This is a genomic window from Halomonas sp. H33-56, from assembly GCF_040147035.1.
GTDB classification, from domain to species: Bacteria; Pseudomonadota; Gammaproteobacteria; order Pseudomonadales; family Halomonadaceae; genus Halomonas; species Halomonas litopenaei.
This window is the reverse complement of record NZ_JAMSHP010000001.1, coordinates 3,361,236-3,383,653: the sequence shown is the minus strand read 5'-3', so window position 1 is coordinate 3,383,653 and position 22,418 is coordinate 3,361,236. Positions and strand designations below refer to the sequence as shown.

Below are 22,418 nucleotides of genomic sequence, written 5' to 3'. Positions count from 1 at the left end.
CGATAAACGACAACGAGCATCAGGGGAAGCGACATGAGCACGGCGACGGTGGTGATGGTACAGGGGCAGGCTTTTGTTCAGGGCACCGATGGTAGCCTTCGCGAACTCAAGCCGGGAGACGTGATCAGCGACGGGGAGCGCCTGGTGACGTCACAGGGTGGTGAAATCTCGATTTCGCCCGGTGGCGTCGGCGACCCCGTGACACTTTCCGGTAGCGGACAGGTGCGCCTGTTGCCTTCCACCACCGAGCCGGCCGGCCCTTCGCTGGTCGATCAGGGGATTGTGGAGATTTCCGACGACTCGGCGCCCATCGTCGCGCCCGCGACCCCTTTGGGCAGCCCGGTGACGGCTGGCGCGGCTGTCGGCATAGACGCACCGGTTCCCGAGGGCACCCAGGCGTCCGGCTCCACGGACGCTGATCTCGCGGCCCTCGCCCAGATCGCCGAGCAGGCCGACAACGTGCTGGGTGACGAAGAACTCAACGAGCTGCTGGCCGCCATCGACTCCGGCGAAGGCGACCTGTTCGATGATCTTGAGGATCCGGCGGCCGGCGGCACCGGCGGGGGAGGGGACGACGAGGGCAGTGGTTTTGTCCGTCTGTTGCGCATCGTGGAGACGGTGGATCCGCTGGCCTTCCAGTTTGGCCTTGAGGGGCGCGATGGTCCCATCGAGCGCGATTTCACCGGTGTCGACGCGGTGGATCCCGGCGATGACGACGAAGGTGTCACCCTGACCGGTCTCGACGGCCCCGAAGATCCCACTGGCCCCGGTGACCCAGGTAACCCCGGCAACCCCGGCAACCCCGGTGGTCCCGGTGGCCCCGGTGATCCTGGCGAGCTGCCCATCGGTGCCGCTGGCGCCGAGCAGGTGCTGTTCGAAGCGGACCTGGCCGGCGGTAGCCGTGGCGACGCCACCCAGCTGGTTCGCACCGGCTCCTTTGGGTTTGATTCACCTGATGGCCTGGCCACCCTGACGGTGGGGCCGGTTTCCCTGACGCTTGCCCAGCTTGATGCCCTGGGGACCTCGCCGGTCACCATCGTCACCGATCATGGTGTGGTGACGCTGACCGGCTTCACCGGGTCGGCCGCAGGGGGCACCGTCAGCTACACCTATGAACTGACCGACAACGTCGACAATGACAGCGTTGCCGGCGCCACCGATGGCGGCTATCTCGAGAGCCTGAATGTGCAGGCGGTGGACGTGGACGGCAGTAGCGCCAGCGGCTCGCTCGACATTTTGATCGTGGATGACGCGCCCCGCGCCGAGGACGATCCTACCGTCGAGACCACCGACGATACGGCGGTGAGTATCAATGTCATCACCAACGCATCAGGCGCCGATACTCTCGGTGCCGACGGCGCCGAGCTGACCGCTGCAGAACTGGTGGACAGCACCGCCGGCAGCCTGGACTTCGACGCCGACGGTACCATCACCTTTACTCCGGCGGCGGGCTTCGAGGGGACCGCCGAGATCCTCTATACCCTGACCGACAACGACGGTGACACCAGCCAGGCGACCTGGCGGGTGGAGGTGGAGGACGACGAGCCCGAGATCGAGGTCAATCCAGAGTCGCCCAACGCCTCGGGCAACAACGAGGTCGACGAAGCGGGTCTCGATGACGGCGGAAGCAAGGCGCAGACCAACCTGGAGACCACCAGCGGTGCGATCAACATCGACACCGGCAGTGACACCCTGGCCTCGCTGAAGATCGTGGACAAGGATGGCACACAGGTCGACGTGACCAATGGCGGTACTGTGCAAGGCGTCTACGGCACCCTGACGGTGACCGAGTCGAACGGCGACTACAGCTACAGCTACACCCTGGCTGACAACACCGAAGAGCACTCGACCCAGGGCTCCGCCACCGACGGGATCAAGGACGACTTCGCGCTGGTGATCGAGGACAGCGATGGCGACGTCAACGACAGCGCCACCCTGACCATCGACATCAAGGATGACGTGCCCGAGGCCAAGGATGACGAGACTATCGGCGCGTCCGACAATGCTCCGGTCATGTTGAACGTTATCAACGATGGGCCAGGCGCCGATACGCTCGGTGCCGATGGCGCCGAGCTGACCGCTGCAGAACTGGTGGACAGCACCGCCGGCAGCCTGGACTTCGACGCCGACGGTACCATTACCTTTACCCCGGCGGCGGGCTTCGAGGGGACCGCCGAAATCCTCTATACCCTGACCGACAACGACGGTGATACCAGCCAGGCGACCTGGCGGGTGGAGGTGGAGGACGACGAGCCCGAGATCGAGGTCAATCCCGAGTCGCCCAATGCCTCGGGCAACAGCGAGGTGGACGAGGCGGGTCTCGACGACGGCGGGAGCAAGGCCCCCACCGACCTCGAGACCACTCTGGGGTCGCTCACCATCGACACCGGCAGCGACAGCCTGGCCAAGGTGGAGATCGATGGTATCGATGTGACCGACGGCACCGAGGCCAGTCCGGTCGAGGTCGACGGAGACCTCGGCACCCTGGAGGTGTGGAAGGATAGCGCGGGGACCTATCAGTACCGCTATACCCTGACCGACAACAGCACGGACCACACCAGCCAGGGTACCACCAGCGACGCTGTGCAGGATGCTTTCAGCGTGGTGGTGACCGACTCCGACGGTGACGCCAGTGATCCGGCCACCCTGACCATCGACATCAAGGATGACGTGCCCCTGGCCAAGGATGACGCCGCCGAGACAGACGAGAACCAGCCGATCACCGTCAATGTGCTCGACGGTGCGGCGGGCGAGCCTGACGTGGCCGGGGCCGACGGTCCCTACACCTTCGTCACCGACAGCGTGAGCCTGGAAAGCGGCAGCGGCACCATCACCAACGTCGACGCCAACGGCAATATCACCTTCACGCCGGCCGACGGCTTCGAGGGTGACGCGGTGATCAACTATTCGATCCGCGACGCCGACGGTGATATCAGCAGCGCGACCCTGACGATCACCGTGGACGCCACGCCCGAGATCGAGGTCAATCCCGAGTCGCCCAATGCCTCGGGTAACAGCGAGGTGGACGAGGCCGGTCTCGACGATGGCGGGAGCAAGGCCTCCACCGACCTTGAGACCACTCTGGGGTCGCTCACCATCGACACCGGCAGCGACAGCCTGGCCAAGGTGGAGATCGATGGTATCGATGTGACCGACGGTACCGAGGCCAATCCGGTCGAGGTCGACGGAGACCTCGGCACCCTGGAGGTGTGGAAGGATAACGCGGGGGCCTATCAGTATCGCTATACCCTGACCGACAACAGCACGGACCACACCAGCCAGGGTACCGCCAGCGACGCCGTGCAGGACGCCTTCAGCGTGGTGGTGACCGACTCCGACGGTGATGCCAGTGATCCGGCCACCCTGACCATCGACATCAAGGATGACGTGCCCGCGGCCGTCAATGACGAGGTCCAGACTGACGAGGGCGAGCCGGTCACCGTCAACGTGCTCGACGGCACGGCCGGGGGCAAGGATATCCCTGGTGCCGATGGACCGATCACCATGGATATCGACAGCGTGAAGCTGGAGAGTGGCAGCGGCACCATCAGTGGCGTCGACACCAGCGGCAATATCACCTTCACGCCAGCCGACGGCTTCGAGGGTGACGCGGTGATCAACTACTCGATCCGCGACGCCGACGGTGATCTCAGCAGCGCGACCCTGACGATCACCGTGGACGCCACGCCCGAGGTCGAGGTCAATCCCGAGTCGCCCAATGCCTCGGGCAACAGCGAGGTGGACGAGGCGGGTCTCGACGACGGCGGGAGCAAGGCCTCCACCGACCTCGAGACCACTCTGGGGTCGCTCACCATCGACACCGGCAGCGACAGCCTGGCCAAGGTGGAGATCGATGGTATCGATGTGACCGACGGTACCGAGGCCAATCCGGTCGAGGTCGACGGAGACCTCGGCACCCTGGAGGTGTGGAAGGATAACGCGGGGACCTATCAGTATCGCTATACCCTGACCGACAACAGCACGGACCATACCAGCCAGGGTACCGCCAGCGACGCTGTGCAGGACGCCTTCAGCGTGGTGGTGACCGACTCCGACGGTGACGCCAGTGATCCGGCCACCCTGACCATCGACATCAAGGACGACGTGCCCCAGGTGTTCTCCGAGGCGGAGCACGTCCTGGAAAGTGGCAACGGCACTTTGGACTTCGGGCCCAATGTCGGAGCCGATGGGGTCGGGGAGGTGGTCTTTGCCGCCGCCCTCGACGGACAGCCGGCGACGGATAGCCAGGGCAACGCGCTGCGGGTCGACGGCAAGCCGCTGAACTACCGTTTGAGCGCTGGTGGAACGACGCTATACGCCGAAAGCGCCGATGGTGCCGAGGACGGCTTCAGCGTCACCCTCAACGCAGCAGGTGATGGCTACAGCGTCGAGGTGATCGGTGCGATCACCAATGGCGAGGCGTTCGACTCAAGCCCGGCAGATGCCCAGACGATCGGTGACTACCTGGCCTTGCACGCCGGTGATGACGTCGCGGTCAACGACCTCTTGCTGTCGGGAACGACCGACCAGGATAGCGACGGCCGTATCGCCCTCGGTACCGACGGGACCCTGCGCATCGATGCGCTCAAGGGCGTTACCGCTTCCGGGGCGACGCCCGAGTGGCAGGACCACGTTGGCCTGACGAGCTATTCGCAGAAGGTCCATGTGACCAACGGCGTCACCGCCGCTCTGTTGCTCTCTGCCGTCGTGTTCGATGCTGAAGGCGCAGGCAGCGGTGATCCAGGGGCGACCAGCGGTGCCGCCATGGATCTGAGCGTCGATGACGTCAAGGTGTTCGACGCTCGGGGCGTGGATGTCACGGGAAGGGTGTCGTTGGTCGATACCGGCGATGGCATTGAGGTCGACGGCCTCAAGGATGGCTGGGAGGTGCGCTTGAGCACCGGTGACGATCGCCCCTTCGAGGCGGTCTCCATCGAGGCGGAGCAGAGTGGCAGTGAGTCCCCTGGCGATCTGTCACTGGGTGACATCAACCATCGCAGCGGCGAGCAGCGCGAGGACTTCGAGGTGCCCCTCGGTCTGGTCGGTGTCGATGGCGACGGCGATCGACTCGAGAGCACCCTGACCCTTAACGGAGAGGCGCCGGATACCCTGTACGTGGATGACAACGACAACAGCGAACAGGCCGGTGGTGATGGCGACGACGTGCTGATCGGCGACGCCGGCGGGGTGGCCCAGGCGCAGCCGGAGAATTACAACCTGTCACTGATCATCGACAGCTCGGGCAGCATGGGCAATGCGTCGGGCACCGCCGGCAAGACGCGGATGCAGCTGGCCAAGGACGCCCTGGAGAATCTTCTTATCCATCTCCAGACCTACGGTGGGACCATCAATCTGCAGATCGTGGACTTTGACTCCCTGGTGAGGCCTGGGCTCGACGGCACAGGTCAGACGGTTGATTCGCTGATCATTGAGAACTTCGGCCCTGATGATCTACAGGATGCAATTGATTATATCGAGGCCATGGTGGCTTTCGGGGGCACCAACTACGAGGCTGGGTTCAACGAATCCGAGACGTTCTTCGAAGGTATTGCTGGCTCGACCTCGGGTTACAAGAACCTCGCGCTGTTTCTGACCGATGGCGAGCCGACTTACCATGTCAATAGCTCAGGTGGCTTCAGCGGCCCCGGAGGCAACAACAGCACCGCGGTGATGACGCAATCGATCGCCGCCTTCAATGACTTGGTCGCCAATGATGTCGAGGTGGCCGCCATCGGCATCGGCAACGGGATCAACGAGGAAACGCTTGAGTACTTCGACAACAGCAACGTCGATGGCACCGGAGGCCTGACCATTGGCGGTACGACGTTTAATGATCCGGTCGGCCAGGTTCAGATCGTCAACGACGAGGACGGTCTCAACAGTGCCATCCAGGAAGCCGCAGGAGGGCTTCTGGCACTTGGCGATGACGTCCTGTCGGGCGGAGGCGGCGACGACATCCTGATCGGCGATGTGCTCAACAGTGACCACCTGGCCTGGACGAATACCGACACCGGTGAGGTCTTTACCGCGGGTGGGCATGACGGTCTGGGCTACGAAGGGCTCTACGAATACGTCAAGTGGGGAGTCAATGGTGGTACCGAACCCACCGATGGCGAAATGATCGGTTATATCCGGGACAATCTCGACGATCTGATTGACGAGTCGCGTGATGAAGGCGGGATCAACACCCTGGACGGCGGCGAAGGCAACGATACCCTGATCGGCGGCGCCGGGGGGGATACCCTCCTTGGCGGCGAAGGTGATGACACCCTGGTTGGTGGCAACGGCAACGATACGCTCGATGGCGGCGCGGGCAACGATATCATCGATCTGGGCACCGGCGCCGATGTGGTCGCCTGGAATGATGGCGACGCTGGGACCAGTGCTGCGCCTGCCAGTGATGAGATCAATGACTTTACCCTGGGAGACGTCGGCAGTGACGCCGAGGCCGATCGCCTGGAGATGTCGGATCTACTCGATGGAGCGACCGAGGCAACCGTCAACAACTATCTTTACGCCGAGGAGGACGGCGGCGGCAATACCGTGTTGTACGTGAAGAGCGATGGTGGCATCGGCAATACAGGAGGCGATGCCGATCAGGTCATTACCCTCAATGGCGTCGATATGGGGGGACAGGACTCGGCGACCTTCCTGCAGCAGATGATCGACGACGGCCAGTTGCAGGTGGAATAGCAGGTTGAGTTGCAGGGCAGCGGTCTCCCTCGGCGCGACCGGGGGAGGCCAACGCCGGACAGGGCTGTCCGGTCTCGGCGAGTGAAAAGGAACAGAGCCCGGCTGGCGTCGGGCTCTGTGTCGTCGGGTCGAGGGCATTTGTGCCGCGAGGTGCCTATCGTCGCTCGCGGCGCTTGCTGGCGTCGGGTGTGCTCAGAAGTCGATGCCGCGGCGGGCCTTGAGGCCATTGGTGAAGCCGTGCTTGACCTCCTGCATCTCGGTCACGGTGTCGGCCATGGCAATTAGTTCGCGATGGGCGTTGCGCCCGGTGATGATGACCGTCTGCTCGGCAGGCCGGTTGGCGATGGCCGTGCGCACGGTGTCGATGTCCAGGTAGCCGAACTTGAGCATGTAGGTGATCTCGTCGAGCACCACCAGATAGACCTCGGGGTCGGCCAGCATGCGGCTGGCCTCCTGCCAGACCTCGCGGCATGCCTGGGTGTCCGACTCGCGATTCTGGGTATCCCAGGTGAAACCGGTGGCCATGATCGCCACCTCGAGGTTGTCGTCGGCCTCGAGACGGTCGCGCTCTCCGCACTCCCACAGTCCCTTGATGAACTGCACCACGCCCACCCGGTAGCCGTAACCCAGGGCGCGGGTGACGGTGCCCCAGGCGGCGGTGGTCTTGCCCTTGCCGTTGCCGGTAAACACCAGCATCAGCCCGCGCTCCTCGTCGGCGGCGGCGACCTTGGCGTCGACGTGGGACTTGAGCTTCTCCATGGCCTTCTTGTGTCGGGTGTTTCTGTCCTGCTCGCTCATGCCGGCTCCCGCTGTCTGGTGAAAAGCGCAGGGTAGCCGAGGCGGACGCCGGCGTCAGCCCGGATATGCCTTTCCGCCTCAGCCGGGATCATTGGCTGGAAGGCTCTGGCGTCCCGCCTGGGGCGAAGCCGTGTTAGCCGAGCGTGCCTGTCGGCGCGCCTCCATGCGCCTGGCGAAGACCTCCATCAGGCGATCGTAGAGCGCCGCACCCAGCACGCTGTCCTCGATGCCCGCATCGATGTTGGGATTGTCGTTGACCTCGATCACCAGCACACGGTCGCCGACCTGCTTGAGGTCGACACCGTAGAGGCCATTGCCGATCAGCCGGGTGGCCTTGAGCGCCGCACGCAGCACGGCGGCCGGCACCTCGTCGATGGGGTGGCTGCTGAAGCCGCCGCTGCGGGTGCGAGAACCGGAATGATCGTAGATCTGCCAATGGCCACGGGCCATGTAGTAGCGGCTGGCGAACAGTGGAGCACCGTCGAGCACGCCGATGCGCCAGTCGTATTCGGTAGGCAGCCATTCCTGCAGCAACAGCAGGTCCGAGCTCTTGAACAGGGTATCGGCTTCCCGAGCCAGCGATTCGCTGGACGTTACCTTGACGATGCCACGGGAGAAGGCGCCATCGGGGACCTTCAGCACCCTCGGGTAGCTGAGACCCTGCGTCTGCTCGAGGAGACGTGCTCGATCCGAACGCTTGAGCAACAGTCCCTCGGGAGCGGCGACCCCCCGGGTGCGAAGCAGTTCATGCAGATAGACCTTGTTGGTGCAGCGCAGAATGTCCTGGGGCGCGTCGATGACCACCAGGCCTTCGTGTTCGGCACGTCGGGCCATGCGCCAGGTGGGGTGGTCGAGGGCGGTGGTCTGGCGCAGAAACAGAGCGTCGAACTCGGCCAGCCGGGCGCTGTCGCGATGGGTGATCAGCGAGACATTGATGCCCTGGCGCCGACCGGCGCGGATAAATTGCTTGAGCGCGCCCTTGTTGCTGGGCGGCAGGTGTTCTTCAGGGTCGATCAACATGGCCAGGTCGAAGCGATAGCGCCTCCGCGCCCTGGGGGTACGCCAGATCTTCAGCGAATGGCGATTGAGGGCGCGAGCGAAGGCGTCCTGCTCGTCTTCATGAAGCCGCCCAAGCGCAAGCGGACGCAGCCGCACCAGTCGATAGCCCTGGGCGGTGCGATTCAGGCGCGCCTCCATCAGCGGACAGGGCAGGCGCTCGAACAGGCGGCGGGCGACGCGTGCCAGCAGGGGCTCGACGCATTCGCCGAACAGCACCCTGAAATGGACGTCATCGCCGAGTCGCTCGACTGCAGCGGGCCGGCTCAGCTCATCGAGCAGTCCGGTAAGGCCCTCGAGCTGCATGTCGGTGGTCGACTTGCGGCGCAGGGAGTTGAGGGTATCGACACTGGGGATCACTCTGGCGCCTCGCGCCTGGGCGAGCAGCGAGACATAGTAGCCTCGGCCCAGGTAGCCGAGGTCGGAACACAGGTTGATGACCTGTGCGCTGGTGGCGCCCGAGGTGGCCTTGGCATCGGCGATGTCCGCGGCGTCGACATAGTGGTCGGCGTCGATCACATCGTCACTGGGGTGGTAGGGCTGCCAGTCGCGCTGGCGGTCGACAACGATACGCAGGGCGCACATCGCAAGAATTCCTCGGCAAGGGGCGAGATAGGGGCGAGACAAGGGGCGAAACTGGGACGAGACAATGGCGGAGCAAGGGTGAAGCAAGGCCGAAACAAGGTGATAGCCCGAAGCCGGAGGACACCGCACGAGTCGGGGTAGAGGTCAGGGCCGACGGTGGCAGGATGCGCCTGGGTTGGCGGCAAAGCAATACGGCAAGAAAGTGAAAAATATTCATTCTGTCGGCGGCTGACAGCGCCGTGTGGGCCAGACAGAATCAACAGATAACACACGTCGCCCGAGTCGGGCGTCGGGCTGCCGAGACGGGACCTCTCACTATGCCACTTGCCTTGCGTTCGGCCACCCCAAGCGATCTCGATGCCCTGGAGGGACTGGAGAGTCGCGGTTTTTCGGGGGACCGCTTCACTCGTCGCCAATTGCGCCACCTGCTCCAGCGCGCCCATGGGCTGACCCTGATCGCCGAGGACGCCACCGGCTCCGTTTTGCCGCTCGGCTACGGTACCTTGCTGTTTCGTCGCAACAGCCGCGCAGCGCGCCTCTATTCGCTGTGTGTGGCCCCCGAGGCGCGTGGCCAAGGAGTGGGAAAGGCCTTGCTCGAGGCGCTCGAGCGTGACGGGTGCAAGCGTGGCTGCGAGCGCATGACGCTGGAGGTGCGGGCCGACAATCGTGTTGCTCTCGGCCTCTATCGACGGGCGGGCTTTCGCTTGGCTTGCTGGCTCGACGACTACTACGAGGATGGCTGTGCCGCCTGGCGCATGGTCAAGTCGCTGGGCCTGTCTCGAGAGCAGCCTGCCGTCGTGCCTCGGGGTTCACCTTCCGTGGCAGCTCCAGCGACATCTTCGGCGCCGTCTTCTACACCACCTTCCGAGCCGTCCTCCGTGACATCCGGGGAGGACTCGGTAGTGACACCCTGCGGGTCGCCGTCGATGGTAGACTAGCGTTTTTGTCAGCGGAGCAGAGCGAGCATGCCCTCTTTCGATATTGTGTCCGAATTCGATCGCCACGAAGCCCAGAACGCCGTGGACCAGGCTAACCGTGAGGTCCAGGGGCGCTTTGACTTTCGCGGTGTCGACGCCGGTTTCGAGCTGTCCGATGAATCCGTGGCGTTGCACGCCGAGGTCGACTTCCAGCTCAAGCAGATGCTCGACATCCTGCGCAACAAGCTGATCGCCAGAAGCATCGACCCGCGCATCATGGACGTTCAGGACGCTGAGCTGTCCGGCGTCAAGGCGCGTCAGACGGTCGCCCTCAAGCAGGGGCTGGAGCAGAAGGAAGCCAAGGACATCGTCAAGCGCATCAAGGACTCGAAGCTCAAGGTCCAGGCCCAGATTCAGGGCGACAAGGTACGCGTGACCGGCAAGAAGCGCGATGACCTGCAAAGTGTGATGGCACTGCTGCGCGCTGATGAGGGCCCTGATCTGGCGCTGCAGTTCGACAATTTCCGCGACTGACAGGATCGGCGGCTGACATGTCTCTGTTGCCGGCATCGTGAGGCGAGTGGCCCTGCGGATTCGGCAGGCTACTGGCCTGATAGCGGCGTCCGATTGGCCTCGTCGCACCTGCTGCGTTTCAATAAGTGAATTCTTGACCAATTGGCGTGGCGAGTGCGCCGCCGGAGTTCGCCCTTGATTTCCACCACCCGTCGCCTGGCCTGGCAGTTGCTGGCCTGGACCAGCTTTGCCCTCGGTGTCATCGGGGCCTTCGTGCCGCTGTTGCCCAGTACCTGCTTTCTGCTGGTGGCGGTGTGGGCGGCGTCGAAGGGGTCGCCGCGGTTCGCTCGCTGGATTCGCAGTCATCCTCGGTTCGGCCCTGCGGTGGTGGCCTGGGAAGAATCCGGTGCGATTCCCCGTCATGCCAAGTGGATGGCGCTGGCGATGCTGTCACTGTCGGTGGTGGTGCTGTTGATCACGGTGTCACTGTGGTGGTTGAAGCTTGGGTTGACCGTCATGCTGATAGGGATTGCCATCTGGATCGTGACCCGGCCCGAGCCCGCCTCCTCGTCCTGACGTCTTCCGCCTTGATCCGTTTCGCCTGATGGTTCCGACGTGCTCCGGGTCGCGCCGGTTCTTTGAGCCCGGCACGTCCGTACCCGTACAATATCGTCGATTTTTCTGATTGGAGCATCCCCGATGTCCGACCCCCAGCCGATCCATCTGAGCGACTATCGTCCGCCGGCCTACCTTGTCTCACGCACCGAGTTGACCTTCGACCTGGCGCCTGGCACCACCCGCGTCAAGGCACGCCTGCATCTGGAGCGTCATCCCGAGCGCGAGGCTGGTGCACCGCTTTGGCTGGATGGCGAGCAGCTTTCGCTCAAGGCCATCGCCATCGATGGCCAGCCGCTGGAGGAAGGCGAGTACGAACTGACCCGCAAGGGGCTGTCGATTACCGGTGCGCCGGAGGCGTTTGTTCTGGACACCGAGGTCGAGATCTCGCCCGAGGACAATACCGCGCTATCCGGCCTCTACCGTTCCGGTGGCATGTTCTGCACCCAGTGCGAAGCCGAAGGGTTCCGCCGCATCACCTTCTACCCGGACCGCCCGGACGTGATGGCGACCTTCTCGACCACCGTGATCGGCGACCTGACTCGTGAGCCGGTGTTGCTGTCCAACGGCAATCCGGTGGAGCGGGGAGAGCTGCCGGATGGCCGCCACTTCGTGACCTGGGACGATCCTCATCCCAAGCCCGCCTACCTGTTTGCGCTGGTGGCCGGTGACCTGAAGAAGGTCGAGGATCGCTTTACCACCATGAGCGGCCGCGACGTCACCCTGCAGATCTGGGTCGAGGAAGAAAACCTCGACAAGACCGACCACGCCATGGGCTCACTCAAGCGTGCCATGCGCTGGGATGAAGAGGCCTACGGTCGCGAGTACGACCTGGACCTGTTCATGATCGTGGCGGTCAATGATTTCAACATGGGCGCCATGGAGAACAAGGGGCTCAACATCTTCAACTCGGCGGCGGTGCTGACCCACCCCAACACCGCCACCGACGCTGCCTTCCAGCGGGTCGAGGGAATCGTCGCCCACGAGTACTTCCATAACTGGTCGGGCAACCGCGTTACCTGCCGTGACTGGTTCCAACTGTCGTTGAAGGAAGGCTTCACCGTCTTTCGCGATCAGAGCTTCTCGGCCGAGGTCAATTCCGCGCCGGTCAAGCGCATCGAGGAAGTGTCGTTCTTCCGCACCGCCCAGTTCGCCGAGGACGCAGGCCCCACAGCGCATCCGATTCGCCCCGACTCCTACATCGAGATCGGCAACTTCTACACCCTGACCATCTACGAGAAGGGTGCCGAGGTGGTGCGGATGCTGTCCAACCTGGTGGGGCCGGAGACCTTCCGCAAGGGCTCGGATCTGTACTTCTCGCGCTTCGACGGGCAGGCGGTCACCATCGAGGACTTCGTCGACTGCATGGCCGAGGTGTCCGGGCAGGATCTCGAGCAGTTCATGCGCTGGTACTCCCAGGCGGGTACGCCGGAGATCGACGCCTTCGGGGAGTACGACTACGCCAACTCCCGCTACCGCCTGATCCTGCGTCAGCGCACGCCGGCCACCCCCGGCCAGCCGGAGAAACAGGCGCTGCATATCCCCATTCGCCTGGGCCTGGTCGGCACCAAGAGCGGCCGCGACCTGTCGATGACCCTGGACGGCGAGAGCCTGGGTAGAGACGCCGTGATTCATCTGCGTGAAGACGAGCAGGAGTTCATCTTCACCGATATCGAAGAGGCTCCGGTGCCCTCGCTGCTGCGCGGGTTCTCGGCGCCGGTCAAGCTGTCCTTCCCCTATTCGCGGGAGGATCTGGCCTTCCTGATGGCCCACGACAGCGATGGCTTCAACCGCTGGGACGCCGGCCAGCGGCTGACCCTGCTGGCACTCGATGATCTGATCGCGGCCCACCGCAATGGTGTCGAGAAGGTCATGGATACGCGCCTGGTCGAGGCCTTCCGCGCACTGATCGAGGAAGGCAATGACGACAAGGCGGTGCTGGCCGAGATGCTGCAATTGCCGAGCGAAGCCTACATCGCCGAACAGCAGCCGCTGGTCGACGTCGACGCCATCCACGCCGCGCGCACCTTCATCCAGCAGTCGCTGGCGCAAGAGCTGCGTGACGAACTGCTGGCACTGTATCGCGACAACCAGAGCGACGCCGCCTACGCGCCCACGCCCGAGCAGATCGGCCAGCGCGCCCTGAAGAATGTCGCGCTGTCCTACCTGATGAGCATCGAGGACGAGGTGGCGATCGAGCTGGCCCAGGCCCAGTTCGAGGCCGACCACAACATGACCGACGTGCGCCAAGCGTTGACGTTGCTGGTCCACAGTAGCCGCTCGGATATCGCCGATCCGGCACTCAAGGCCTTCGGGCGCAAGTGGTCCCACGATCCGCTGGTGATGGACCAGTGGTTCAGCCTGCAGGTGACCCGCCCCCAGGCGGACGCCCTGGATCGGGTGCGCTATCTGATGGAGCACCCGGCCTTCTCGCTGAAGAACCCCAACAAGGTGCGCGCGTTGATCGGTGCCTTTGCCGGGCAGAACCGGGTCAACTTCCACCGCCTGGATGGCGAAGGCTATCGCCTGCTGGCCGACGTGGTGATCGAGTTGAACCGGCTGAACCCCGAGATCGCCGCACGCATCATCACGCCGCTGACCCGCTGGCAGCGCTTCGACGAGGCTCGCCAGGCGCTGATGCGCGCCGAGCTGGAGCGCATCCGTGGCGAGGAACTCTCGCCCAACGTCTACGAGATCGTGGAAAAGGCGCTGGCCTGATGTAGCGACGACGATCGCTGCTTGAGCCACCGTCATGAATGCCAACGCCGCCCCTCGGGGCGGCGTTGTGCTGTGTGCTACCGGCTCGGCTGGCCTTGAAGCCCGTCCCGCGTCAGGGCAGCAGCATGCCCAGGGTCAAGAGGCCCAGCAGTGCCCACAGCAGGGCGGCGATGGGGGAGCCTGTGAGGATCGCGCGTAGACCCCGCCAAAGAAAGAAAAGGCCCAGCACCAGCAGCGCCAGGGTGAAGAAGGTCGGTGCGATGCCCAGCGAGCGAGACAGGCCGTCGATAAAGCCGGCGGCGGCGTCATCGATGTTGTTGAAGAAGGTGCCCAGGGTATCGACCACAAAGCGAATCAGGGTGCCAAGGGCCTCGCCCAGCCAGGTAAAGACGTCTTCCACCGCCATGCATCCTTGTCGTGGAGCTTGCAAAGGGCCTCGGCGCGCGCCTTGAGCACGAGCCTTGGCCATGGGAGCCCCGAGTATCCGCATCCGACCTGTCCACGGCAAGCCCCGTGGCCGAGCGCGTCTGGGTGTTGCACAGGTCTGCGCGCGCCACTTGCTAGGGCTTGTCTGAAAAGTGCCTGCGCTCGGTAATACGGCGTTAAAAATCGGATCAACATGCTCATTTACACCCCGTAAACTGCGCTTTCTCACCGATTTTTGCCTTGTCTAACCTTCGCTCGTCGACTTTTCGGACAGCGCCTAGCCGAGTTGTTCGGTACGCGAGATGATTCCCGCTTCCTCCGCCGCGCTGTCGGCCAGGGCGCGGCCGGCCTCGTCGTAGACGTGGTAGACCGCGTGGGCGCCCAGTTCGCGGATGGTGTCGATCTCCTCCAGGTACTCGACCACGGCGGTGATCTTGCCCGGGAAGTGGCGGCTTCGCAGCTGCTTCAGGGCGAACAGGTTACCGGCATGGTGGGGCATCGCCAGCACCACCAGTTCTACCTGAGAGGACATCAGCATCTTGTCCCAGAAGTCCGAGTCTACGGCGTCGCCCTCGACGATATTGAAGCCCTTGTCGGCCAGCATCTTCACGCTCTTGGGATTGGAGTCGACCCCCAGCACCTTGAGTCCATACTCCTTGGTCAGGCGACGGTAGACGCTGCGACCGATACGGCCCATGCCCAGCACCACCGCTTCGGCGTCGCCGACCTCGATGGGGCGGTCGCTGGGGGACAGCGACGCCTCGTCGACCGGTGGCAGGCGTGGCTCGAGCCAGCGGTAGAACTGCTCGCTGACGGCATTGAGGATCGCCGATACCACGAAGCTCAGCGCGACCGCGAGCGACACCACCACCAGCCACTGCGGCGCCAGCCAGCCGCTGGATACCGCGATGGCGCCGACGATCAGACCGAACTCGGAATAGTTGCTCAGGCTGAGGGTGGCCAGCACCGAGGTACGGTGGCGCATGCCGAAACGCATCAGAATAAGCTGGTAGAGCAGGCTCTTCAGCGGCAACAGCGCCACCAGCAGCAGGGCGATGCCGAACAGCGACCAGCTGGGCAGGGCGGTAAGGCCGATGCTCAGAAAGAAGCCGACCAGCAGCAGTTCCTTGATATTGAACATCGAGCGCGACAGCGTCTGGGCGGCGGGGTGGGGCGCCAGCAGCATGCCGATGATCAGCGCCCCGAGATCCCCCTTGACGCCGACCGCCTCGAACAGGCCGTAGCCCAGCACCAGGGCCATCACCACGCCACACAGCATCTGCATCTCGCCGTGGCCCATGCGGTCGAGCAGCCGCCGCAGCAACGGCGCCAGCGGCAGCAGCGCGAACAGGCCCAGGGCCCAGGGGCTCGGCAGCTTGCCGGTGGAGGCGGTGAGAAAGATCACCGCAAACAGGTCCTGCATGATCAGGATACCGATGGCCAGGCGTCCGTAGGCCGCATGGGTCTCGCTTCGCTTTTCGAGGACCTTGACCACGAAGACGGTACTGGAGAAGGACAGGGCGAACGCCAGCACCAGCAGCGTCGTCAGGTCGAGTCCAGCGAGTAGACCGTTGGGTGACGTCAGCCAGCCGAGGGTGACGATCGCCTTCAGGACAGCCAGAATACCTACGAACAGCACGACGCTTGCCAGCATATGCAGGCTGGCGCCTCCCCAGACGTCCGGGCGCAGCAGGGTCTTGACGTTGAGCTTGAGACCGATGGTAAACAGCATCAGGGTGACGCCAAGGTGGGCGATCAGCGTCAGGACCGGCGTTTCGTCGTAGCCGAGAGCATTGAGGATGAAGCCACCGGCGAGAAAACCCACCAAGGGTGGTAGTCTGAGGGCCATGGCGGCCAGGCCTGAAACAAAGGCGGTCAGCACAAAAATTGGTTCAATCATGCAGGAACTCGGTCGCAAAGGGGGGCGTGTCTTGATCAATTGTAAGGGAAATACGGGTCAAGTCAGCGCTATGGCTGCGATTGTGCCCGTCCCGCAACAGCATAGGTGCGGCGTCGGCAGCAGGACGTGGCTGGACGCCGGCAGGTGTCGGATCGCCGCTGCGGGCCTCCATGCCGGGGGAAGGATGTGATGAAATAGGCGCCGCACAGGGAGGATGTGCGACTTTCATGAACCTCATGTGAAAAAGGAAGCGTCAGGATGACCCAGCCGCCGGGCACCAATCGGCTGATCCTCAACGGACAATCGGCGCAATTGCCGGAAGTGCGAAGCGCTGTCTTCGCCTGTCGGCGAGGCGGCCTCGATGTGGACGTGCGTGTCACCTGGGAAAAGGGCGACGGCGAACGCCAGGCCACCCAGGCTGGACGCGATCGGGTCAAGCGGGTCATCGCCGGCGGTGGTGACGGTACCGTGCATGAGGTGGTCAACGGGCTGATGCAGTTGCCGCGCGAAGAGCGTCCGGAGCTTGCCATCATGCCGTTGGGCAGCGCCAATGACCTGGCCAAGTCCCTGGGCCTGCCGCTCGGCCAGGCAGCGTCGCTGGACGCCGCCTGTCGTCTGCCCAGCCGCTGGGTGGATGTGCCAAGGATGAATGATCGCTATTTCATCAACATGGCCACCGGTGGTTTCGGTGCCGAGATCACCACATCGACACCGAAGCCGCTCAAGCGCTTGATGGGCGGGGGAGCCTACTCGGTGTTCGGTGCCTTCAAGGCCTGGCGTTATCAGCTCTACCAGGGCCACCTGGCCTGGGATGGTGGGGAGAGTCGAGCGGGCATCTTTCTGCTGGGTATCGGCAATGGCATCCAGGCCGGTGGCGGTCAGCAGTTGACGCCGGCGGCGCGACTGGACGACGGCCTGTTCGACGTGCTGCTGGTGCGTGACTTCCGCTCGCTGCGCCAGCTTCGGGCAATGATGCAGGAACTGCGGGCCAGGCCCTACCATGGCCAGTACGTCGACGCCTTTCGCAGCGCCTGGTTGCGCTTTGAAGCCGATGGCGAGGCGCGCCTGCCGCTGACGCTGGACGGCGAAGCCTGCTATCAGCGCGCGTTCGAGGCCCGGGTCATGCCGTTGGCGCTGCGTCTGACCATGCCCGACAGCTGTCGCATGGCCTCACCCCGGGGAGAATGATCAGGGCGGGAGCCGCCATAGACGTCGCCCGATAGGCGAGATTGCGGCTTGCTGCAGCGCCAACGCAAGTTGCGTGGCCGGGGTGGCTTTGGTGCAATAGCGCGCGATCAATCATGGAGATTGGGCGCATGGACAAAGGCTTTATGGAGAGAAGACGATGGCAATGACCCCTCGAATGGCGGCGGCCCTGGTGGCACTGAGCGTACCGCTGTGGCTGGTTGGGTGTGATGGAGAGGAGCCCCCGGCGTCTCAGAGTGAGCCTTCCGCTGTTCAGGAAGAGCCTTCAGTTACTGAGGAAGAGCCCTCAGCTACTGACGAGGAGCCGTCAGCGACTCAACAACAGCCATCCGATTCCGAGAGCGGGATGTCCGCAGCCCAGTCAGAGTCATCGAGTGAAGCGGCGTCGAGCGGGGCCGACGGGGCGCAGAGCAACAGTGACGCCGATGGGGCCGATGTAGACCTCGGCAGCAGTGCCACCGACACCCTGGAGCAGGGCCAGGCGCTGCCGGGGGAGAGCACCGAGTCAGATGTCGATGCCATCCTGGAGGAGACCGAGCGTCGCTTCGAGGAAGCGCAACGCAAGATCGACGAGACCTATAAGCAGGCCGAGGCAACGAGCGCTAGCCAAGGCACACCGGACAGTGAAGGGCAGCAGAGCGACACAGGCGACGGAGAAGCCTCGGTGCCCTCGGTGCCGGACCCTGTCGAGGAACCGGTGCAATTCGAGGGATCGAGCGAGGAGGTCGACGCCATCCTTCAGGAAACCGAACGCCGGTTCGAGGAAGCCAAGCGCAAGATCGACGAGACCTTCGAGCAGGCCGAGCGCCAGGTCCCCGAGGAGGTGCCCGCCGACGCGGACGCGTCCTTCGATGCCGACGTCAACGCCGAAGGCGACGTCGAGACCCGTACCGACAACTCGCCCTGAGCTGGTATTGGCAGGGCATCAGGTCCGGGTGGCTTAATCATGGCTTAGTCATGGGCCCAAGGCGTGCTAGCAAGCTCTTACGGCATCCGATCGGCCCCCCGGCAGGCTCTGCCGACCAACAAGAAAGGCCCACCGTATGGTGGGCCTTCTTGTCGCATGATCGAGGATCGTCACAACTTGCGGCAATCCTGCTCAAGCGCTGTTGCTTCACGGGGTGGCTAGATCACGCAGAATGCGATCTCCCCGTGACAAGGTCAGACAGGCACTAGGCTCAGTCGGCGACCTTGATGTTGGAGGCCTGAAGGCCTTTCTTGCCCTGAGTCACCTCGAAGGAGACCTTCTGGCCGTCCTGCAGGGACTTGAAGCCTTCAGCCTGAATCTCGGAGAAGTGGGCGAACAGGTCGTCTCCGCCGTCGTCCGGAGAGATGAAGCCGTAGCCCTTGGTATCGTTGAACCACTTGACAGTGCCAGTTGCCATTGTCGATTTCCTTAACTCGCTAAATGATGGTGCAGGCTCAACCACCCGGGGAGCTTTTCTCCCGTCGTGTGGTCTGAACCCTGTTGCGTGGGCATGACAAGAAAGAAGGGCGCATTGCGTGTTTCGACAATAGAGCGATCGAACTACCACTGCTGACGTTTCTACTTGCTGTCCTACGCTGCGGTCGAGTTGGCGATTCCGATTACCCGGGAAACGACACCTCTGGTGTCGACCACCCCTGGCAGGCGAGAATGGCTTACCTCGACTCGCCAAGTTACTGTAGATCGAAAGGCCAGCAGCGTCCAGCCGGACGCCCGTTGCTGCCTCTTAACGGAAAAGATGACACAAGGAATTCACATGACTGCCCCCGTGATCCATAGCGACGATACCCACTCCAAGGTGGTGGGCTACCTGTTGTGGCTGTTCGGTTTCCTCGGCGCCCACCGGTTCTATTACGGCAAGCCGGTGACCGGCACCATCTGGTTTCTGACCCTCGGACTGTTCTTCATCGGCTGGATCATCGACCTGTTCTTGATCCCGAGCATGGATCGCGAGGCCGACCTGCGGTTCCGCGGTGGTCCCACCAACTACACCCTGGCCTGGGTGCTGCTGACCTTCCTCGGGGTATTCGGCCTGCACCGTTTCTACATGGGCAAATGGGTGACCGGCATCATCTATCTGCTCACCGGTGGTCTGTTCTTGATCGGCATCCTCTACGACTTCTGGACGCTCAACGACCAGATTTCGCTGAAACACTCCGATAGCCTCGAGTCCGTGCGCTGATGGAAGGCTGGATCGATGCCCAGTTGCTGGGCTTCGTGGTGGCGATCACGCTGTTGAGCGTCACTCCCGGGGTCGACACCTTGCTGGTGATTCGCAACACCGCTCGGGGCGGTCTGCGCGACGGTGTGCTGACCAGCCTGGCGATCTGTTCGGGGCTGTTCGTCCACGCCACCATCTCCGCCCTGGGGGTATCGCTGATCCTGCTGCAGTCGGCCTGGGCGTTTTCGGCGTTGAAGATGATCGGGGCCGGCTACCTGGCCTGGCTGGGAGTCGCCAGCCTGCGTCAGGCCTGGGCCGGCAAGGGGCTCGCGGTGTCGGCGGCGAGTGGCGCCCGCCGCCAGCGCGTATCGCCGTGGCGGCCGCTGCGCGAGGGGTTGCTGTCCAACGTGCTCAATCCCAAGACGGTGGTGTTCTACATGGCCTTTCTGCCCCAGTTCATCGCCCCCACGGATCCGGCCTTGCTGAAGTCCCTGTGGCTTGCCGGTATCCACTTCGTGATTGCCAACCTGTGGCAGATCCTGGTCGCGGTATTGGTGGGCAGCGCCAGCCACTGGCTCGCTCGGCCGGCGTTCTCGCGCGTGCTCAACGGCTTGACCGGTGGCGTGCTGGTGGCGTTCGGGGTCAAGCTGGCGTTGACGCGGGCGCCGTCCTGAGCCGACGCGATCGGCGCGTAGGCCAATAGCCCGAGACACAGGCCAGCGAAGCTACCGCAAAAGCCGGACCTCGACAGCAAGAACCCCCGACCACAGGCCGGGGGTTCTTGCTTTGCGAGGCGATCTCACCTCATCGACGCACCGGGGCTCCGCTACATCATCGACGTACCATGGAACCGTCGTAGCGCGAGCTCTTCTCGGCCGCTGTCAGCACCTGCACGCCCTGGGTCGAGCCCTGGGCCAGGCTTTCGAACACTACCCGGTACTCGAGCACCGCGCGGACGTAGCGGCGGGTTTCCTTGAAGGGGATCTCCTCGACGAACAGGTCGAATTCGCCCGGCGCGCGGGCAAGCCAGGTGTCGACCCGGTGGGGGCCGGCGTTGTAGGCCGCCGCCGCGGCGATACGGTTGCCGCCGTAGCGCGCGATCATGTCACGGATATAGGTGCTGCCCAGACGAATGTTGGTGGCCGGGTCGAGCACGCCGTAGGGTCCAGGATCACCGATGCCCACCTGGCGTCCTACCAGCGCGGCGGTACCCGGCATCAACTGCATCAGGCCCCTGGCCCCGGCGGGTGATAGCGCTTCGGGGTTGTAGGCGCTCTCGCGACGGGCGATCCCCATCAGCAGGTAGGGATCGACATTGTTGGCCTGGCCCCAGCGGCGGAAGTCCTCCCGGTAGGCTTCGGGAAAGCGCCAGGGCAGGGCGTCGAGCATCTTGCCGACGATGGTCGTCTGCACCAGGCGTACGTGCCAACCGCGTCCTGCGGCGTAGTCCGCCAGGCGCCGGGCGTCGGTGGGGCCTGCGCTGCGTACCGCGTGATTCCACTCGAGGTTGGCAAGCCCTTCCTGTCCGACGCGCAGCAGCGCCTCGGTGCGACGCACCGTCGGCCAGCCGGCGACCTGGGCGCGCTCGGCTTCGCTGAAACGCGTGTCTTCCATGTTGAGATCGTAGGACTGGCCGAGGCGGTCGGCGGCGACGAAGCCGAAGAAGTCGCGTTGACCCGCTGCCCGGGCGTAGGCGGCCTGCGCGTCTGCCTGCTGCCCGCGCAGGGCCAGCGCGCGGCCCAGCCAGTATTGCCAGCGCGCCTTGGCCTGGGGCTCGGCGGGCATGATGCCAACGGTGCGCTCGACGGCGGCCCAGTCGCGATCGCGGATGGCCAGGCGTGCACGCAGTTCGAACACCTCCGGATCCTGCTGGCCGGCCAGGGCGCCGTCGATCCAGCCGAGCAGGCTGCGCTGGTCGCGGCGCAGGGCGTAATAGATGATCTCGCGCTCCAGCGCCTGGCGAGACTGGGCCGGCAGGCTCACACTGCCGGAGACCTGCTGCCAGGCGGACAGCGCCGCCGCCGGGGATGACTCTGCAGTGGCGATGATGGCGGCCCGCACAAAGGAGGCGGTGCCGGCGCAGTTGGGGCCGACGCAGCGCGCTACGCTTGCCAGTCGCGACGGGTTGGCGGCCACGCTTTGCTGCGCTGCTGCAGCGGAGCTCCAGGCGGGTCCCAATTGACGGCCAAGATAGCTGACCAGTCCGTCTTCGCCGTTTTCCCAGGCCAGCATCATGCGCTCGAAGATTTCCGTGCCACCGATCTCGCCGCGGGCGCGCAGGGTGGAGAATAGGGAGTCGCAGGCATCCGGCTGGGAGCGACCCACCAGCCATAGTTCGCGGCCGCCCTGAGCGGCGACGGCGGGGCTTTGGCCCAGTTGCGCGGTGTAGTAGTAGCACTGCTCGGCGGTGGTCTCGGGAACGCCGCCGGCGACGGCCAGCAGATCGCCGTAGCGCCCGGCCTTGCCGTAGCGCAGGATGGCCTGCTCACGCATCCAGTCACCCAGCGGCGCATCGGCATTGGCCGAGATGTAGCTGAGAAATTCCTGAGGGCTGGCGTTGGGCAGGCGATCGCGCAGACGATAGTACGCCACATAGCCGGCCAGTTCGTGGCCGCGAATGGCGGCGTCGTTGATGTTGTGGAAGTTGCCGCTACGGGCGGCTTCCAGGGCGCTGCGCATGGCGCCGTCACTGCCCTGGGCGGTAGCCGTCAATGGCATGCACAGTGCCGTGGCTGCCACCAGCGGCACGAGGCGACGAAACAAGGCGAATGGCATGGAGACCCTCCTGGTCTGTGAAGAAGAAGACATTGCTGCCTTTTTGTGCCGTAGACGGCGAATCGATGT

The 22,418-nt window shown here is 64.2% G+C and carries 15 protein-coding genes; 9 read left to right on the top strand and 6 right to left on the bottom strand.

All coding sequences use genetic code 11. The annotated features are described in order from the left end of the window. Positions 1-33: 33 nt before the first annotated feature. Positions 34-6,693 (top strand): retention module-containing protein, encoded by a 6,660-nt coding sequence (locus NFH98_RS14480; RefSeq protein ID WP_349622889.1) that lies wholly within the window; start codon positions 34-36, stop codon positions 6,691-6,693. A gap of 192 nt (positions 6,694-6,885) precedes the next feature. On the opposite strand, the gene cobO is transcribed toward NFH98_RS14480, so the two are convergent. Further along, positions 6,886-7,491 carry a cob(I)yrinic acid a,c-diamide adenosyltransferase gene (cobO, locus tag NFH98_RS14475; protein ID WP_348826866.1) on the bottom strand — a complete coding sequence of 202 codons (606 nt, stop codon included), beginning with the start codon at positions 7,489-7,491 and terminating at the stop codon, positions 6,886-6,888. Between the two features lie 78 nt (positions 7,492-7,569). Next, on the bottom strand, positions 7,570-9,132 hold the full coding sequence (locus tag NFH98_RS14470; protein WP_348826865.1) for a RimK family ATP-grasp domain-containing protein: 1,563 nt from the start codon (positions 9,130-9,132) through the stop codon (positions 7,570-7,572). A gap of 317 nt (positions 9,133-9,449) precedes the next feature. Between NFH98_RS14470 and NFH98_RS14465 the strand changes: the two genes are divergently transcribed. From NFH98_RS14465 to pepN, 4 genes are all read left to right on the top strand, one after another. Beyond that, on the top strand, positions 9,450-10,070 hold the full coding sequence (locus NFH98_RS14465; RefSeq protein WP_108133843.1) for a GNAT family N-acetyltransferase: 621 nt from the start codon (positions 9,450-9,452) through the stop codon (positions 10,068-10,070). Positions 10,071-10,097: 27 nt separating this feature from the next. Further along, positions 10,098-10,583 carry a YajQ family cyclic di-GMP-binding protein gene (locus tag NFH98_RS14460; protein WP_108133842.1) on the top strand — a complete coding sequence of 162 codons (486 nt, stop codon included), beginning with the start codon at positions 10,098-10,100 and terminating at the stop codon, positions 10,581-10,583. 174 nt (positions 10,584-10,757) lie between these two features. Next, entirely contained in the window at positions 10,758-11,138 is a 381-nt protein-coding gene (locus tag NFH98_RS14455; RefSeq protein ID WP_231498735.1) for a YbaN family protein, read from the top strand. Positions 11,139-11,261: 123 nt separating this feature from the next. Next, positions 11,262-13,895, top strand: a complete 2,634-nt coding sequence (pepN, locus tag NFH98_RS14450; RefSeq protein WP_348826864.1) for an aminopeptidase N — start codon at positions 11,262-11,264, stop codon at positions 13,893-13,895. A gap of 112 nt (positions 13,896-14,007) precedes the next feature. Here the strand turns inward: pepN and NFH98_RS14445 are convergent, their stop codons facing one another. Next, complete coding sequence (locus tag NFH98_RS14445) at positions 14,008-14,301, bottom strand: hypothetical protein (RefSeq protein ID WP_348826863.1); 294 nt, start codon at positions 14,299-14,301, stop codon at positions 14,008-14,010. 297 nt (positions 14,302-14,598) lie between these two features. Then, positions 14,599-16,221 (bottom strand): cation:proton antiporter domain-containing protein, encoded by a 1,623-nt coding sequence (locus tag NFH98_RS14440; RefSeq protein ID WP_197037166.1) that lies wholly within the window; start codon positions 16,219-16,221, stop codon positions 14,599-14,601. Positions 16,222-16,479: 258 nt separating this feature from the next. Here NFH98_RS14440 and yegS point away from each other — a divergent pair, with 258 nt between their 5' ends. Together yegS and NFH98_RS14430 are read left to right on the top strand one after the other, a co-directional pair. After that, positions 16,480-17,409 carry a lipid kinase YegS gene (gene yegS, locus NFH98_RS14435; RefSeq protein WP_045993797.1) on the top strand — a complete coding sequence of 310 codons (930 nt, stop codon included), beginning with the start codon at positions 16,480-16,482 and terminating at the stop codon, positions 17,407-17,409. A 364-nt stretch (positions 17,410-17,773) separates the two neighbouring features. Continuing rightward, entirely contained in the window at positions 17,774-18,334 is a 561-nt protein-coding gene (locus NFH98_RS14430) for a hypothetical protein (RefSeq protein ID WP_348826862.1), read from the top strand. A gap of 271 nt (positions 18,335-18,605) precedes the next feature. Here NFH98_RS14430 and NFH98_RS14425 read toward each other — a convergent pair whose 3' ends face one another. Then, positions 18,606-18,812 (bottom strand): cold-shock protein, encoded by a 207-nt coding sequence (locus NFH98_RS14425; RefSeq protein ID WP_045993796.1) that lies wholly within the window; start codon positions 18,810-18,812, stop codon positions 18,606-18,608. A 357-nt stretch (positions 18,813-19,169) separates the two neighbouring features. Here NFH98_RS14425 and NFH98_RS14420 point away from each other — a divergent pair, with 357 nt between their 5' ends. Next, a complete protein-coding gene (locus NFH98_RS14420) occupies positions 19,170-19,595 on the top strand; it encodes an NINE protein (protein ID WP_045993795.1) in 426 nt (141 codons plus the stop codon). Next, on the top strand, positions 19,595-20,248 hold the full coding sequence (locus tag NFH98_RS14415) for a LysE family translocator (protein WP_045993794.1): 654 nt from the start codon (positions 19,595-19,597) through the stop codon (positions 20,246-20,248). The genes NFH98_RS14420 and NFH98_RS14415 overlap by 1 nt, the downstream gene beginning before the upstream one ends. 157 nt (positions 20,249-20,405) lie before the next feature. Here NFH98_RS14415 and NFH98_RS14410 read toward each other — a convergent pair whose 3' ends face one another. Further along, on the bottom strand, positions 20,406-22,349 hold the full coding sequence (locus NFH98_RS14410; RefSeq protein WP_349622887.1) for a transglycosylase SLT domain-containing protein: 1,944 nt from the start codon (positions 22,347-22,349) through the stop codon (positions 20,406-20,408). Positions 22,350-22,418 lie beyond the last annotated feature (69 nt).

Excerpts from the sequence above, each read along its gene's own strand:
- NFH98_RS14480 (WP_349622889.1), top strand. The coding sequence starts at position 34 with ATGAGCACGGCGACGGTGGTGATGGTACAGGGGCAGGCTTTTGTTCAG.
- NFH98_RS14460 (WP_108133842.1), top strand. The coding sequence starts at position 10,098 with ATGCCCTCTTTCGATATTGTGTCCGAATTCGATCGCCACGAAGCCCAG.
- pepN (WP_348826864.1), top strand. The coding sequence starts at position 11,262 with ATGTCCGACCCCCAGCCGATCCATCTGAGCGACTATCGTCCGCCGGCC.
- NFH98_RS14445 (WP_348826863.1), bottom strand. The coding sequence starts at position 14,301 with ATGGCGGTGGAAGACGTCTTTACCTGGCTGGGCGAGGCCCTTGGCACC.
- NFH98_RS14425 (WP_045993796.1), bottom strand. The coding sequence starts at position 18,812 with ATGGCAACTGGCACTGTCAAGTGGTTCAACGATACCAAGGGCTACGGC.
- NFH98_RS14415 (WP_045993794.1), top strand. The coding sequence starts at position 19,595 with ATGGAAGGCTGGATCGATGCCCAGTTGCTGGGCTTCGTGGTGGCGATC.
- NFH98_RS14440 (WP_197037166.1), bottom strand. The coding sequence starts at position 16,221 with ATGATTGAACCAATTTTTGTGCTGACCGCCTTTGTTTCAGGCCTGGCC.
- NFH98_RS14410 (WP_349622887.1), bottom strand. The coding sequence starts at position 22,349 with ATGCCATTCGCCTTGTTTCGTCGCCTCGTGCCGCTGGTGGCAGCCACG.
- NFH98_RS14420 (WP_045993795.1), top strand. The coding sequence starts at position 19,170 with ATGACTGCCCCCGTGATCCATAGCGACGATACCCACTCCAAGGTGGTG.
- cobO (WP_348826866.1), bottom strand. The coding sequence starts at position 7,491 with ATGAGCGAGCAGGACAGAAACACCCGACACAAGAAGGCCATGGAGAAG.
- NFH98_RS14430 (WP_348826862.1), top strand. The coding sequence starts at position 17,774 with ATGTCCGCAGCCCAGTCAGAGTCATCGAGTGAAGCGGCGTCGAGCGGG.
- yegS (WP_045993797.1), top strand. The coding sequence starts at position 16,480 with ATGACCCAGCCGCCGGGCACCAATCGGCTGATCCTCAACGGACAATCG.
- NFH98_RS14465 (WP_108133843.1), top strand. The coding sequence starts at position 9,450 with ATGCCACTTGCCTTGCGTTCGGCCACCCCAAGCGATCTCGATGCCCTG.
- NFH98_RS14470 (WP_348826865.1), bottom strand. The coding sequence starts at position 9,132 with ATGTGCGCCCTGCGTATCGTTGTCGACCGCCAGCGCGACTGGCAGCCC.